Below are 14,741 nucleotides of genomic sequence, written 5' to 3'. Positions count from 1 at the left end.
CACGCCGGGCAGGAGGAAGCCAGGCACCGGGCGGGGCGCGCCCGGGGGTCAGGCGGCTTCGCGGAGGTCGGCCAGGGTGACCGGGGCGTACCGCTTCAGCAGGCGTTCCAGCTCGGCGACCGAGGCGGCCTCGCCGAGGACGTTCGCGCCGCCGCCGTGCTCCGGCGGGTAGCGGTGCGCCAGCCGGTAGCGGTAGCGGCCGTGGACCATCTCGACGCTGACCCGCCAGCGCCCGCAGCATCCGCAACTCCACTCCGGCACGCCGCGACGGTAGCTCTGACCTGCGGTCTCACCATTCGGGCGGCGGTGACGAACGCGGCCGGGACGGGACACGCCGCCCGGCCACCCACGGTGATCTGCCTCACCACTGTCGGTGGGGTCTGGTTGACTGGTCGCCGTGGACCTGCCGATCAACCCCCCGGTCGAGCCGATGCTCGCGAAGAGCGTCGCCGAGCTGCCCACCGATGCCGGTCTGACCTACGAGCCGAAGTGGGACGGCTTCCGCTGCATCGTGTTCCGCGACGGCGACGAGGTCGAGCTGGCCAGCCGGGGCGGCAAGTCGATGACGCGCTACTTCCCCGAGGTGGTCGAGCAGGCCCGCCGGCAGCTCCCGGCCCGGTGCGCGGTCGACGGCGAGCTGATCGTGATCCGCCGGGACGGCCCGGGTGGGCAGCCGCGGCTCGACTTCGAGCTGCTGGCCCAGCGGATCCATCCGGCCGCCTCCCGGGTGAAGCTGCTGGCCGAGACCACCCCGGCCGACTTCGTCGCGTTCGACCTGCTGGCGATCGACGACGAGCTGCTCGTCGACCAGCCCTATCCCCGGCGGCGGGAGCGGCTGGAGCAGGCGCTGTCCGGGGTGCGCCCGCCGGTGCACGTGACCCAGGTGACCACCGATCCGGAGACGGCCCGCCGCTGGTTCGACGTGTTCGAGGGCGCCGGGCTGGACGGGCTGATCGTCAAGCCGGCCGACCTGCCGTACGAGCCGGGCAAGCGGCTCATGTTCAAGGTCAAGCACGCGCGCACGATGGACGCGGTGGTGGCCGGTTTCCGTTGGCACAAGTCCGGTCCGGTGGTCGGCTCGCTGCTGCTCGGCCTCTACGACGACGGCGGCGTGCTGCACCACATCGGCGTCAGCTCCTCGTTCACCATGGCCCGCCGCAAGGAGCTGCTCGACGAACTGGAGCCCTACCGCGACGTCGGCGACGAGCACCCGTGGGTGCACGGCGACCACGAGCGGGGCCAGCGCATCCCGGGCGGGGTGAGCCGGTGGACCGGCGGCAAGAACCTGGAGTGGGAGCCGCTGCGCCCGGCGCTGGTGGTCGAGGTGGCGTACGACGCGATGGAGGGCGACCGGCTGCGGCACACCGCCCGGTTCCTGCGCTGGCGACCCGACCGTGATGCCCGCTCCTGCGACTACGGCCAGCTCGACCGCCCGATCCGCTACGACGTCGACGAGGTGCTGCGCGGCGATCCGGCGGCGACGGTCGGTGACACCCGCGGCCGGGCGTAGCCTGACGGTCGACACGATCATGGAGGGCGCCCACGTGACCCGCTTCCCCGACCGGACCCGCCGGTTCCGGCCCGTCCTGGCCTCGTTCGTCGCGGCGGTGGTGCTCACCGCCGGCTGCACGCTGCCGGCGTTCGCCCCGCGCGCCGAGAGCGAGGGTGAGGCCGCCCCGCCGGGCACCGCGCCGGAGTGGCGGGCCTGCCCGGAGGTGCCCGACGAGCTGGTCGGCCGGGGCGCGGCGGACATGCGCTACGACTGCGCCCGGATCGCCGTGCCGCGCAACTGGGGCACCGGGGCCACCACCGGCGCGACCGCCGGGCCGGGTGCCGGTGAGACGTTCGAGATCGCGCTGATCCGGGCGCGCTCGACCAAGCAGCGTGACCGGATCGGGTCGCTGGTCATCAACCCGGGCGGCCCCGGCGCGTCCGGCATCGACACCGCCGTCTACCTGTCCTTCGGCCCGGCGTTCGGCGGCCTGCCGACGGCGATCACCGACCGGTTCGACATCGTCGGCTTCGACCCGCGCGGCGTGGCCCGGTCCAGCCCGGTCAAGTGCATCTCCGACGCCGACCTGGACGCCAGCTTCGGCTACGACCCCGACCCGGAGAGCCAGTCGTCGTTCGACGGCTTCGTCGGCCTCAACCGGCGTGTCGGCGAGCGGTGCGGCGCGAAGTACGGCGACCAGCTCCCGCTCTACGGCACCGAGCAGGCCGCGCGGGACATGGACGCGGTCCGCGCGGCGGTCGGCGACGACAAGCTGACGTACCTCGGCTACTCCTACGGCACGCTGCTCGGCGCCACCTACGCGCAGCTCTACCCGCAGCGCGTGCGCGCCCTGGTGCTCGACGGCGCTGTCGACCCGCGGCAGAAGCTGATCGCCGGGTCGGAGAGCCAGGCGAAGGGCTTCGAGCGGGCGTTCGACAACTTCACCAGGTGGTGCGCGGCGAACGCCGGCCGCTGCCCGATCGCCCCGGACGCCCGCGGTGCGGTCACCGACGCGATCGCCAAGGCGAAGGTCTCTCCGGTACGCGCGCAGGACGGCCGCAAGGCCACCGCCGGCTGGGTCTTCTACGCGGTGATCTCGTCGCTCTACACCGAGCAGGGCTGGCAGGAACTGGCCCGGGCGATCGACGACCTCCAGGGCGGCGACCCGGACGGCGTGTTCAAGCTGGCCGACGCGTACGCGGGCCGCGAGCCCGACGGGCACTACTCGAACCTGTTCGACGCCAACCTGGCGGTCAACTGCGCCGACGAGACCGAGAAGCCGTCGCGCGAGCAGGTCCGCTCGCTGCAGTCGCAGTGGCGGCAGAAGTATCCGCTGTTCGGTCCCGCCCTGGCGGTGGGGATGCTGGGCTGCGTGGAGTGGCCGGGCGAGCGGGATCCGTACCCGACCGGCAGGGCGGACGGCGCCCCGCCGATCCTGGTGGTCGGCACCACCGGTGACCCGGCCACGCCGTACGAGCAGACGCCCGCGCTCGCGTCGATGCTCGGCGTGGGACGGGTGCTGACCTGGGAGGGCGAGGGGCACACCGCCTACCCGCAGACGTCGTGCGTGACGTCGGCAGTCGACGCGTACCTGATCTCGCTCACCGTCCCCCGGGAGGGGCTGCGCTGCCCCGCCCGGTGACGGCGCGACCGGCGGTTGCGCGGGCTGACCGGCGGGCCACCGGTCGAGGAGGGCGCCCGGTGCACGGTGCCGGAGACCGTGCACCGGTGGTGGGCGCCGTGGAGCTGGCTGGACGACGGCTGACGCCGCCCGGCCACACCGGCGCGCGGCGCTGTGCCAGGCTGGCCCGGTGACCGAGGTGATCTTCCGGGAGGCGGTCCGCGCCGACCTGCCCGCCGTGCTCGCGCTGCTCGCCGACGACGTGCTGGGCCGCACCCGCGACCTGCCCGAGGTGGACGAGGCGTACGAGCGGGCCTTCGCCGACCTCGACGCGGACCCGCGCAACCACCTGATCGTCGCCGACGACGGCGGGGAACTGGTGGGCTGTTTCCAGCTCACGTACATCCCGGGGCTGGGCCGGCACGGCGCCGAACGCTGCCTGATCGAGTCGGTGCGGGTCCGCTCCGACCGGCGCGGCCGCGGTCTGGGCCGGACGATGATGCGCTGGGCGATCGACAGGGCCCGCGAGCACGGCTGCGCGCTGGTGCAGCTCACCACGGACAAGCAGCGCGCCGACGCGCACCGGTTCTACCGCGACCTGGGCTTCGTCGCCAGCCACGAGGGTATGAAGCTGGCGCTCTGACCGGGCCGTGACCCGCACCGGGCCGCCACCCGACGGTGCGCGGCCCGGTGCCCGGGTCAGTCCTCCGGCACCAGCCGGCCGTCACGCAGCGTGAGCGTACGGTCGGCCAGCTCGATCAGCGCCGGGTCGTGCGTGGCCACGAGCGCTGTCATGCCCCGGGCGTGCACCACCGCCCGGAGCAGGTCCATGATCGACCGCCCGGTCTCGGAGTCGAGCTGGCCGGTCGGCTCGTCGGCGATCAGCAGGTCCGGCTCGTTCGCCAGCGCCCGGGCCACCGCCACCCGCTGCTGCTGGCCGCCGGACAGCTCGTACGGGCGCTGCCCCGCGTGCCCGCCCAGCCCGACCAGTTCCAGCAGCACCGCGACCCGCTGCTCCCGTTCGGCCGCCGGCACCCTGGCCAGCCGCAGCGGCACCCCGACGTTCTCCGCCGCGGACAGGATCGGCACCAGGCCGAACGTCTGGAACACGAACGCGATCGTGCCCCGGCGCAACGACAGCAGCTCACGCTCGCCTGCCGCTGTGACGTCGTGCCCGGCCACCCGGATCCGCCCGGCGTCCGGCCGGTCCAGGCCGCCGACCAGGTTCAGCAGCGTGGTCTTGCCGGCGCCGGAGCGGCCCCGGACGGCGACCAGCTCGCCGCGTCCCGCGGTGAACGAGACGTCCCGCACCGCGTGCACTGCGTGCTCACCCTTGCCGAAGGTGCGGCTCACCCCCTCGACCCGGACCACGTCCTCGACGGCCGACGCCGGCACCGCCGACAGCACCACTGTCCGGTCGGTCATCACTCACTCTCCTCGCCGTGCGCCCGGTCGCCGGGGCGCACCTCGACGTGGTCGGGTTCCAGGTCGAGCCGGACCCGGTCGCGCAGGGACAGCGCCTCCACGAACTGCGCCGGCAGTTGCATCCGGCCGGTGCGGTCCAGCACCGCGTACTCCTCGCTGACCATCTCGGTGCCGCCGTCGGCGGTGACGCGCGCGGTCCGGCGTACCTCGGAGGCGGTCCGGCCGTCGCGGATCGCGACGGTACGGCGGACCTGGCCGGCCACGGCGTGGTCGTGGGTGACCACCACGATGGTGACCCCCAGTTCGGCGTTGATGGTGCGCAGCGCGGCGAACACCTCGGCGCCGGTGGCCTCGTCCAGCTCACCGGTCGGCTCGTCGGCGAACAGGATCTCCGGGTCGTTGGCCACCGCCACGGCGACCGCGCAGCGCTGCTGCTCGCCGCCGCTCATCTGGCCCGGCCGGCGGTCGGCGCAGTAGCCGACGCCCACCATGTCCAGCAGTTCGCGGGCCCGTTCCCGCCGCCCGCGCCCTCCGCCGGCCCGACCGGCGAGCTTCATCGGCAGTTCCACGTTCTCCAGCGCGGTCAGGTAGGGCAGCAGGTTGCGGCTGGTCTGCTGCCAGATGAAGCCGACCATGTCCCGCCGGTACGCGAGCCGCCGCTTGTTCGACAGCGACAGCAGGTCGTAGTCGGCGACCCGGGCGATGCCCGCGGTCGGGGTGTCCAGCCCGGACAGGATGTTCAGCAGCGTCGACTTGCCGGAGCCGGACGCGCCGACGATCGCGACCAGCTCGCCCCGGTCGATGACCAGGTCGAGGCCCTGGAGCGCGACGACCTCGACGCCTTCGGTCTTGAAGATGCGCACCAGGCCGTCGCAGACGATGTGCCCGCGCAGCCGGTCGCGCCCGCCGGCCCGTTCGGCGGCGCGCTGGGCGGCACGCTGTTGCAGCGACGCCAGATCCGGTACGGCGGACGACGGTTCGTCGCGCGGCGTGAGACGCGCCGGACCCGGGTGGCCGGAAGCGGTCGCGGTCATGTCAGCTCTCCTCTCCGAGCCGCAGCACCTCACCGAGGCGCAACCGGCGGTTGTTCACGGCTTCCACGGTGATCGCGAAGCCGAGGGCCAGCATGGCCAGGACCGACACCCCGCCCACCAGGCCGGGTTCGAAACTCGGGCGCACGTCCACGCCCCCGGTGAAGGCGGGCAGCCCGAGCACCGGTGTGAGCAGCAGCGGCAGCGACGCGCCGACCACCGCTCCGGTGAGCACCGACACCAGCACCAGCGGCGTCAGCTCGACCATCAGCAGTCCGCGCCACTGCCGGCGGGACAGGCCCATGGTGCGCAGCCGGGACAGCACCTGGCCGCGCGAGCGGGCCCCGGCGAGCACCGCGAGCGCGAGCCCGAGCAGGCCCAGCGCGGCGCCGCCCCCGGCGCCGAGCACGAAGCCGAACACCAGCAGGCCGTTCACGCCGGTGCCGCCCAGGTCGGCGCGCACGGCCGCACGGGTCGTCACCTCCGGCGCGCGGGCCCGGGCCCCGGTGTCGACAGCGCCGATGCGCAGGTAGCGCCGCTGCCCGTCCCGCGCCACCCGGTCCACCTTGGCCGCGTCCACACCGGACCCGGCGAGCACGAAACCGGTGGGTGCGAGCTGGTGCGGGGCGTCGGCCGGCAGCGCCGGCCACGGCAGCACCACGAACCGGCGTACGCCGTCGCCGACGAGCGCGAACCCGTCGACGGTGGCGGCGGTCCGCACCGGCAGCCGGTTGCCCTGCACGTCCAGCCAGGCGGGCCGCTCGCCCCGGGCGTCGGCGAGCCCCGCGTCGGCCAGTTCCTCGGCCACCGCCGGTGAGACCAGCGCCGGCAGCGGCGTGCTCCCGTCGGCGCGGGCCCGCACCGGGTCGGGCACGTCCACCGGTACGCCGGCCTGCCGCGCCACCTCGGCGAACCGCTCCCCGTCCACGAGCACCACGCGCAGCTCGGTGATCGGGGCGGGGCGCCCGGCGCGGTCGGAGTACGGGCGTTCGGCCGGCACTGTCAGCAACGGCGCGACGGCGCGTACCCCGGGCAGTCCGGCCAGTTTCTCAGCTGTGTCCGGCGTGAAGCGCTCCCCGCGTACCAGCAGGTCACCGGGCACGGCCTGGGCCGCGGCGGTGTCCCGGCCGGTCTCGATGCCGGTCGCCACCACGCCGCAGAACGCGGCGGTGGCGACGGCCAGCACCACCACGACCAGCGGCCCGGTGCTCGCGGCCCGGCCCGCGCGGGCGGTGCCGAGGAACGCCACGCTGCCGCGCGCCCGGGCGGCGACGCGGCTGACCAGCCGCAACGGCCAGGGGTACGCGCGCAGCGCCAGCAGCGCCGCCGCGATCGCCAGCAGCACCGGTACGGAGACCAGCAGCGGGTCCACCGAACCGGCGGTGAGCCCGCGGCGGCGCAGCAGGAATGCGCCGAGCACGGCGAGCCCGAGCACCGCCACCTCGACGGTGAGCCGGACGGCGGGCGACCGGCCGCCCAGGTCGGTGCGGCCACCGGCCCGGCGGCCGACGGCGAGCGCGGCGAGCGGCGGCAGCAGTGTGGCCAGGAGCCCGGCGACCACCACCCAGCGCCACGACGCCCCGGTGCCGGGCAGCAACCCGCCGAGCAGCCAGCCGATCCCGGCCGCGGCTGGCAGCACCAGCAGCGACTCGGCCAGGCCGCGGCGCAGCACCGCGCCGGTCGAGCCGCCGCGCGCCCGGATCAGGTGGAACTCGGCGCGGCGGCGGCGCGCGGCCAGCCGGGCGGCCAGCAGCGTCAGCCCGGCCAGCGTGGCGAGCAGCCCGGCCGCGATGACCGCGAGCAGGGTACGCGCGGCGGCCAGCGAGTCGGCGAAGCGCCGCAGCGGGATGTCCACGCCCTGGCTGAGCGTCGCCACCGTGGGACGGGTGCGCTCCAGCCCGTCGACACCGGCGATGAGCGCGTCGAGCCGGGCCGGTTCGAGCCGGTCCGGGGCGATCCGGTACCGCCAGCCGAAGGTGACCGGCCATTCGCGGCCGGTGATCGAGTTGAGGCCCGCGTCGGCGGTGTAGGCGACGCCCACGAACGGGTCGCCGTCGCCCTCGGGCGGGGCGAGCGTCAGCATCGACGGCAGCGTGTCCCAGACGCCGTCGGCCGGGTCGTTCGGCCGCCACACGCCGACCAGCTCGACCGGGCGGGACTTGAGCACATCGCCGCCGGCGTCCAGCAGCGAGAGGCGGAACCGGTCACCGGCCGCGACGCCCAGCGTGGTGGCGATCGTCTCGGCGAGCGTCACCTCGATCGCGCCGGCCGGGGTGACGCCGCGTTCCGGCCACCGCCCGTCTACCAGGGTGGCCGCCTCCCGGATGCCGGTGCCGGCGCGCAGGTGCAGGTCGATCAGTCCCTTGTCGTCGCTCAGTGCCGGGCCGCGCAGCCGTCCGGGCACGGTCTGCGCCACGAACCAGCGCTCACCGATCGTGTCGCGCACGTCGGCGGGCATCTTCTCCTCGATCGCCGCGAGTTGCGCCCCTCGTCCGGCGACGACGGGCTGGTCCGAGGGCGACACGACGTCCGGCGCGGTGCTGTACGTGAGGTCGCGGCGGGCCACCGGCTGGCCGGCGACGTACTCGGTGAGCCCCTGCCCGGTCAGCCGGTCGGCGACCCGGGGCACCCCGGTGATCAGCAGGGCGGTCACCAGGGTCAGGACGGCGAGCAGCAGGAACTGCCCCCCGTATGCGCGGACCCGGCGCGCGGCACCAGGAAGGCTCATCGTTCTCCTCCGATCCGGAGCTGCGCGGCGGCGATCCGCTGGCGGATGCCAGTGGTGATGAGGGCGGCGAAGGCGAGCGCGGCGAGGAGCAACCCGGCGGCCGTCGCCCCGATCGGCACCCAGGGCACTGTGAAGGCCGCCTCGGGCACCGGCCGGCCGGCGGCCGGGGTGAGGATCACCAGCGGCACCATGGTGGCCGCGACGAGAGCGCCGACGAGCATGCCGACGCCGACGCCGATCGCGGCCAGGAACGTCTGTTCCGCGAGGTACGCGCGGGCGAGCAGCCGGGTGTTCGCGCCGAGCGTGTTGAACACGGCGAACTCGGTGAGCCGTCGGCGGGTGGTGGCCCAGACGTCGACCGCCAGGCCGACCAGGGCGAGCAGCACCGAGCCGAGCGCGGCGGCCAGCAGCCCGGTACGCGCGCCCTGCCAGTACGGATCCTCGGCGGCCTCCGCGGCCACCGCCCGCCGGTCCAGCAGCACCGTGCCGCCGGTCGAGGCGAGCGCGTCCGCGGCGGCGGTGTGCCCGCCGGGCGTGGTGTCCAGCCACCACTCGGCCACCGGCCGGACGCCGCCGCTGCGTTCGAGGAGCTGCGTGGTGGCGGTGGGCAGATCCACCAGCACTCCGTCGCCCCCGGTGCCGGGCACCGCGGCGACCTGGCCGACCACTGTGACATCGAGCGTCACCTCGGCGACCGACAACTTGACGGTGTCGCCGGTCTCGACGCTCATCGCGGCGGCCACGCCGGGGGTGACGAGCACCGGCACCGGACCGTCCGGCACCTGCGGCACCAGCGCGAACCGGGACGAGGGCACGCGGGCGAACTGCAACAGCCCGGCGGGCACGTCGAAGCCCTGCACCCCGTCGACCCGGGTCGGACTCGCCGTGGCGGTGCCGCCCGGTCCGGAGCCCGGGTCGATCACCCGCCAGGACCCCTCCACCGGCAGCTTCAGGGCCGCCCCGGCGGCGTCGGTGAGGCGCAGCTCGTCCAGGAGCAGCCGGTACGAGCTGCCGGTGGCGTCGCCGCCGTCGGCCTCGAAGCCGGCCAGGCGCAGCGGGACGCCGCCGCTGTCGGGCAGCGGCACCGAGAAGCGCAGCGGCTTGCCGTCGCCGCCCGCCTCGGCCAGCCGGACCCGCCAGGTGGCCCCGGCGTCGGTGGTGAACAACGCGGTCACCGCCACCCGGGGCCGCTCGAACACGCTCTCGACCGGGGTGCGCACGGTGCCGGACAGCGTCTTCGCCCCCTCGGGCAGGACGCCGCCGACCGGAGCGGTCCGGCCGCCCGCCAGCCGGTCCAGCAGGGTGCCGGTGGGCGCGTCGCCGCCGGTGTCGTCGAGCCGGATCATCCCCTTCGCGGCGGCGGCGTCCAGCGCCACCACTGTGGCGGGCCGGGCCTCGCGGCCCACGCGTACGTCGTCGCGCCACGCGGGCAGCATCCGCTCCACGCCCGGTACGGCGGCCAGCTGGGCGGCCCGGTCCACCGGGGCGGTGCCGTCCCGTTCGGTCAGCCGCAGGTCCGCGCCGACCGTGTGCTGCGCCTGGTCGCGCTGCGAGCGTTCCCAGGAGGCGACGAGCGACCAGGCGAGCGTGCTGCCGCCGACGGCGAGCGCGAGCAGCAGCACCGGACCGGCGTGCGGACGTCGGCCCGCCTGCCACATGCCGAACATGGTGGCGTTCCAGGTCCGCCGGTCGACGATGCGTTCCGCGATCCGGGTGGTCGGCGGCAGCAGCCGCAGCGCGATCACCGCGCCGGCGAGCACGCCGATGGTGGGCGCGGCGGCCAGCAGCGGGTCGATGCCGAGGCTGCCGTTCGCGCCTGCGAGCGGCGATGAGTACTGCCGCAACTGGGTCCAGGCGAGCACCGCCAGGGCCACGAGCGCCACGTCGACGCTCGCCCGCTGCACCGCCGCACCCCGGGAGGGCCGGGACCGGGCCGCCATGTCGGCGACGTACGTGCCGGCCCGGCGCATCGCCGGCAGCACCATGGCGAGCAGGCAGCCCGCCGCCGCGCCAGCCGCGACCACCCACACCCGGGCCAGGTCGCCGTCGGCCAGTCCCAGGTCCGCACCCAGGTAGTGGATCGCCTGCCCGGTCAGCGCCGGGGCCAGCAGCAGCGCCGGCGCCACCACGAGCGTCGCCTCGCGTACGGCCAGCCCGGCGATCTGCCCCCGGGCGGCGCCCCGGGCCCGCAGCAGCGCGGTCTGCGCCCGCCGGTCCTCGTTGAGCAGCGCGGCCACCAGCACCAGCGCGTACCCGCCGAGCACCACGATCAGCAGCAGCGGGGTGAGCAGCGCGGACCGGCCCACCAGGTCGGCCCGGCTGAGCCGGTCGACGAGCCGGTCCAGGTGGCTGACCTGCTGTGTCGAGGAGCCCAGGCCGGTGGCCTCGGGCAGCTTCCCGGTGATCTCGTCGAGCGCCGTGGTCACGGCGGGCAGCCGGGCCGGCTCGACCGCCACCAGGTCGGGGTCGACCACCCAGGCCGCCGAGGTGGAGCCCGGGAAGGTGCGGGCGAAGTCGGCCGGGTCCAGCGCGAACGGCCCGTACGAGGTGACAGCCGCGTCGCCCTGGCTCTCCCCCACCCCCGGGGCGAGACGCCAGTACGCCTCGGCGGCGTCGCGCGGCCGCCACGTGCCGGCGACCACCACCGTGCCGGCGCGCTCCGCGCCCCGGTCGTGCAGCGGCACCCGCTCCCCGACCTCCAGGCTCAGTTGCGCGGCCACCTTCTCCGGCAGCGTCACCTGCAACGGGTTGCTGCCGGGCACCGGCCACGCCCCGGCGGCCAGCTCGGCGTGCGCGGGCAGGTCGTCGAGCGTGGCCAGGTTGGCGAACATCGGGTCGTCGTCGGTACGGGCGGCACCCACGTCACCGGTCAGCTCCCGACCGGTCCCGGAGCGGGTCCCGGCCACGGTGACCGGAGCGCCGCCGAGCCCGTTCGCGAACTGTTCCCGTACCGCCCGGTCCCGCTCGGCGAACGCGGCGGCGTCCGCGCCGCCGGAGCCGCTGATCAGCAGGCTGCGTTCCTCGGCCGGTGCGGCGTCGAGGACCGCCCGGGCACCCGCCTCGACCGCCCGGCGGTTGTAGTCGGAGAGCCCGGTGACAAGCGCGACCGCGACGAGTGCCGCGACAGCGGCGGCGAGCAGCAGCCCTCGGGCCTCTATCGCCCGCCTCCACACCAGCTTCATCCGACGTCCTCTCCTGGCCCCGGTGAGCCGATGCCGAGAGAGAGCAGTGACGCCCGCCAAAAGGTTCGCGCCCGTTACATGATCGTTATCGGCCTACCGCACAGCGCCCCGGACCCGGGGAGCGACCGTTGGGTGTGTCACGCCATGACCGGTGCCGCTCGCGGAACCCCTGACCACGCCGTACGCTGGGTCCGCTCGGCCCCGAAAGGACCGCACATGTCTGATCTTGACCACACCCCGGAACAGGCCGCCCGGGAGGCCGGCCTCCGCGAGGTCTCGGAGGCACTGCTCAACATCGAGCAGGCGATCAAGAGAACCCAGCGGGCGAAGCGCACGGTGTCCATGACCGTCGGCTGCGACGATCTCGCGCGGATGCTGGACACGGCCGCACGCAACCTGGAAATCGCCCGCAAGGACCTGTTTCAGGGCGCCTACTTCTCGGCGGATTCGCCTAAGCTCTTCTGACCATGCGCAGTGGTGAGCAGATCCGGTCGGCGCTGGTCAAGTTCGCCGACCGGTGGCAGGGCTACTCCGGCACGGAGCGCTCCGAGGCCCAGACCTTCCTCAACGAGTTGTTCGAGTGCTACGGCCGTAACCGCAAGGACGCCGGAGCGGTGTTCGAGGACGCCCACGCGTCCACCGGAATCATGGATCTGCACCTGCCGGGCCAGCTCATCGTCGAGATGAAGGCGCCCAAGGAGGGCACGCGACTCCCTCAGCACCGCAAGCAGGCGCTCGACTACTGGCACAACTCGGCCGACGTGGCGACCGAGCGGCCGGCTCCCCGGTTCGTGGTGCTCTGCTCGTTCCAGCGCTTCGAGATCTGGGAGCCGGGGAAGTATCCGAACGCGCCACTGATGGAATTCGGCCTCGCCGACCTGCCGGACCGTTACGAGTCCCTGATGGTGCTGGCTGGCGAGGAACCGCTGTTCCAGCACAGCAGCAAGGAGCTGACCAGATCCGCCGCCGTCGCGGTCGCCCGGATCTATCAGGGCCTCCTCGACCGGGAGGCGGCCGCACCGGAGTCGATTCAGCGATTCATCCTCCAGATGGTCTGGCTGTTCTTCGCCGAGGACTTCGACATGATCGAGGGCCGGCCGACCGAGCAGACGCTCAAGTTCCTCACCGAGGTCGGCGAGGTGTGGTCGTCCTACCTGATGCTGGGCGGCCTCTTCACCTCCCTCAACGATCCCGACGACCACGGCCGGCGGGGCGTGCTGAAGGGCACGCAGTACGTCAACGGCGACCTGTTCAACAAGCCCGCGCTCGTCCACCTGACCCGGGAAGAGGCAGCGGAGTTGCTGGAGATCTGCAGGTATGACTGGCGGCAGGTCGACCCGACCATCTTCGGGTCGCTCATCGAGGGCTTCCTCAGCAGCGATCGCAGTGCCCTCGGTGCCCACTACACGCACGAGGTCGACATCCTGAAGATCGTCCGGCCGACGATCGTCAAGCCGTGGCGGGCCCGGATCGACGCGGTGACCACGCCGGACGAAGGCGTCGCCCTGCTGGACGAGCTGTGCCGGTTCCGGGTGCTCGACCCCGCCTGCGGCTGCGGCAACTTCCTCTACGTCGCCTACCGGGAGCTGCGCCACCTGGAACACACGCTGAAAGAGCGGATCACCTCGCTGGCCAAGGCTTCCGGCCTGCCGGTCCCCACCGAGCTGCCGTACTTCCCCCTCCGCAACATGCAGGGCATCGATGTCGTGCCGATGGCGACCGCCGTCGCCCGGGTCACCCTCTGGATGGGCCACCGGCAGATGATCGAGAAGTACGGCGCGGCCGAGCCGCCGCTGCCGCTTGTCAGCCTCGCCTCCATCCGGACGGCTGATGCCCTGCGGGTGCCCTGGCCCGAGACCGACTGCATCGTCGGCAACCCACCGTTCCTCGGCTCACAGTTCATGCGCGACGCCCACGGCGACGACTACCTCAAGTGGCTGACCATCACCTTCAAGGTCGGCATCAAGGACTTCTGTGTCTACTGGTTCCGGCGTGCCCACCAGCACCTCAAGCCGGGCCAGCGGGCCGGTTTGGTCGGCACGAACTCGATCTCCCAGAACCGCGCACGCTCTGTCAGCCTGGAGTACGTCACCAGCAACGGCGGCGTCATCACCGACGCGGTCTCCAGCCAGACCTGGCCGGGGGAAGCGAAGGTCCACGTCAGCCTCGTCAACTGGGTGAACGCGCCGACCAAGCCGCCCACCGAGTTCATGCTGGACAACAAGCCGGTGAGCGGCATCACTGCCGAGCTGCGCCCCCCAGAGTTGTCCACTGGCGACGCCCCCGCCTTGCCGGCCAACAAGGGGCGCTGTTTCCAGGGCATGACGCCGGTCGGTGAGGGGTTCATCCTCAGCGACGTCGAAGCCAAGACCCTTCTCGTCGCCACAGACGCCGATTATCGAGACGTTGTCCGTCCTTACCTCATCGGGGAGGACATCGCCGACCACCCGGAGCAGCGTCCGGGCCGGTGGATCATCGACTTCGGTCATCGTCCGCTGGAACTGGCCATGAAGTATCCAGCCGCGATCAAGATTGTTCGAGAGCGGGTCAAACCGGTACGCGAAACGAACAGGGACCGTTTCCGACGGGAGAACTGGTGGCGCTTCGGCAGGCCGTACACAGCGGTCCGTGACGCCCTATCGGGCCTGCCTCGCTACATTGGCGCGGGAAGGGTCGGAAAGCGACTGCTCTTGACCTGGTGTGACGCGTGGACCTGCCCGAGCGACTTGGTCTACGTGTTCGCGTTCGATGACGACTACTCGATGGGCGTGCTGTCGTCGTTCACCCACAGCGCCTTCGCCTGGTCCCAGTCCTCGACCCTGAAGCGGGACATCCGATACACGCCCACGTCGGCGTTTCTGCCATTCCCGTGGCCCTATCCCGTGACCGACGAACAGCGGGAGCGGGTCGCCGAGGCGAGCCGGCGGATGATCGCCCGCCGCCAGGAGATCTGCGCGGAGGAACAGATCGGCCTGACCCGGCTCTACAACCTGGTCGATGACGGCGCCTACGCCGACCTGAGGAAGCTGCACCGTGACCTGGACGAGGCGGTGGCCGCCTGTTACGGCTGGCCGAAGTCGATCGCCCAGGACAAGGACGAGATCAGTCGCCGACTGATGGCGCTCAACGCCGAGATCGTCGCCGGCCAGCGCCCTTACGACCCGTTCGCCGGACGGGACGGCCAGTCGATCGCGCAACAACTCGGCCTGCCTGTCGCGTGAGCATGAGCGGCGGGTGGTGCCGGTGCGCCGACACCACCCGT

Annotated in this window: 10 protein-coding genes; 5 read left to right on the top strand and 5 right to left on the bottom strand. The window is 73.6% G+C overall.

The annotated features are described in order from the left end of the window. Nucleotides 1-48: 48 nt before the first annotated feature. Entirely contained in the window at nucleotides 49-261 is a 213-nt protein-coding gene (locus O7622_RS12640; protein ID WP_282313519.1) for a hypothetical protein, read from the bottom strand. A gap of 136 nt (nucleotides 262-397) precedes the next feature. Between O7622_RS12640 and O7622_RS12635 the strand changes: the two genes are divergently transcribed. The 3 genes from O7622_RS12635 (at nucleotide 398) to O7622_RS12625 (ending at nucleotide 3,756) form a co-directional block, all read left to right on the top strand. Next, nucleotides 398-1,510, top strand: a complete 1,113-nt coding sequence (locus tag O7622_RS12635) for an ATP-dependent DNA ligase (RefSeq protein WP_282313518.1) — start codon at nucleotides 398-400, stop codon at nucleotides 1,508-1,510. 19 nt (nucleotides 1,511-1,529) lie between these two features. Beyond that, nucleotides 1,530-3,134, top strand: coding sequence for an alpha/beta hydrolase (locus O7622_RS12630; RefSeq protein WP_282313517.1), 1,605 nt, complete (start codon nucleotides 1,530-1,532; stop codon nucleotides 3,132-3,134). Nucleotides 3,135-3,303: 169 nt separating this feature from the next. Then, a complete protein-coding gene (locus O7622_RS12625) occupies nucleotides 3,304-3,756 on the top strand; it encodes a GNAT family N-acetyltransferase (protein ID WP_013284835.1) in 453 nt (150 codons plus the stop codon). A 56-nt stretch (nucleotides 3,757-3,812) separates the two neighbouring features. On the opposite strand, the gene O7622_RS12620 is transcribed toward O7622_RS12625, so the two are convergent. The 4 genes from O7622_RS12620 to O7622_RS12605 are packed head-to-tail and all read right to left on the bottom strand — an operon-like array spanning nucleotide 3,813 to nucleotide 11,479. Next, complete coding sequence (locus tag O7622_RS12620; protein WP_282313516.1) at nucleotides 3,813-4,538, bottom strand: ABC transporter ATP-binding protein; 726 nt, start codon at nucleotides 4,536-4,538, stop codon at nucleotides 3,813-3,815. Further along, nucleotides 4,538-5,572 carry an ABC transporter ATP-binding protein gene (locus O7622_RS12615; RefSeq protein WP_282313515.1) on the bottom strand — a complete coding sequence of 345 codons (1,035 nt, stop codon included), beginning with the start codon at nucleotides 5,570-5,572 and terminating at the stop codon, nucleotides 4,538-4,540. Before O7622_RS12615 ends, O7622_RS12620 begins: the two co-directional genes overlap by 1 nt. Before the next feature lies 1 nt (nucleotide 5,573). Then, nucleotides 5,574-8,297 carry an FtsX-like permease family protein gene (locus O7622_RS12610; RefSeq protein WP_282313514.1) on the bottom strand — a complete coding sequence of 908 codons (2,724 nt, stop codon included), beginning with the start codon at nucleotides 8,295-8,297 and terminating at the stop codon, nucleotides 5,574-5,576. Next, nucleotides 8,294-11,479: an FtsX-like permease family protein gene (locus tag O7622_RS12605; protein WP_282313513.1), complete on the bottom strand. Its 3,186-nt coding sequence runs from the start codon at nucleotides 11,477-11,479 to the stop codon at nucleotides 8,294-8,296. Before O7622_RS12605 ends, O7622_RS12610 begins: the two co-directional genes overlap by 4 nt. A gap of 216 nt (nucleotides 11,480-11,695) precedes the next feature. On the opposite strand from O7622_RS12605, the gene O7622_RS12600 reads away from it, so the two are divergent. Both O7622_RS12600 and O7622_RS12595 read left to right on the top strand, forming a co-directional pair. Beyond that, nucleotides 11,696-11,944, top strand: coding sequence for a hypothetical protein (locus tag O7622_RS12600; RefSeq protein WP_120570987.1), 249 nt, complete (start codon nucleotides 11,696-11,698; stop codon nucleotides 11,942-11,944). 2 nt (nucleotides 11,945-11,946) lie between these two features. Further along, nucleotides 11,947-14,700, top strand: a complete 2,754-nt coding sequence (locus tag O7622_RS12595) for a DNA methyltransferase (RefSeq protein ID WP_348774064.1) — start codon at nucleotides 11,947-11,949, stop codon at nucleotides 14,698-14,700. Nucleotides 14,701-14,741 lie beyond the last annotated feature (41 nt).

This window comes from Micromonospora sp. WMMD1076 (assembly GCF_029581475.1).
Lineage (GTDB): Bacteria > Actinomycetota > Actinomycetes > Mycobacteriales > Micromonosporaceae > Micromonospora > Micromonospora aurantiaca.
The sequence above is the reverse complement of the archived record's forward strand: the minus strand, read 5'-3'. Positions and strand labels throughout refer to the sequence as shown.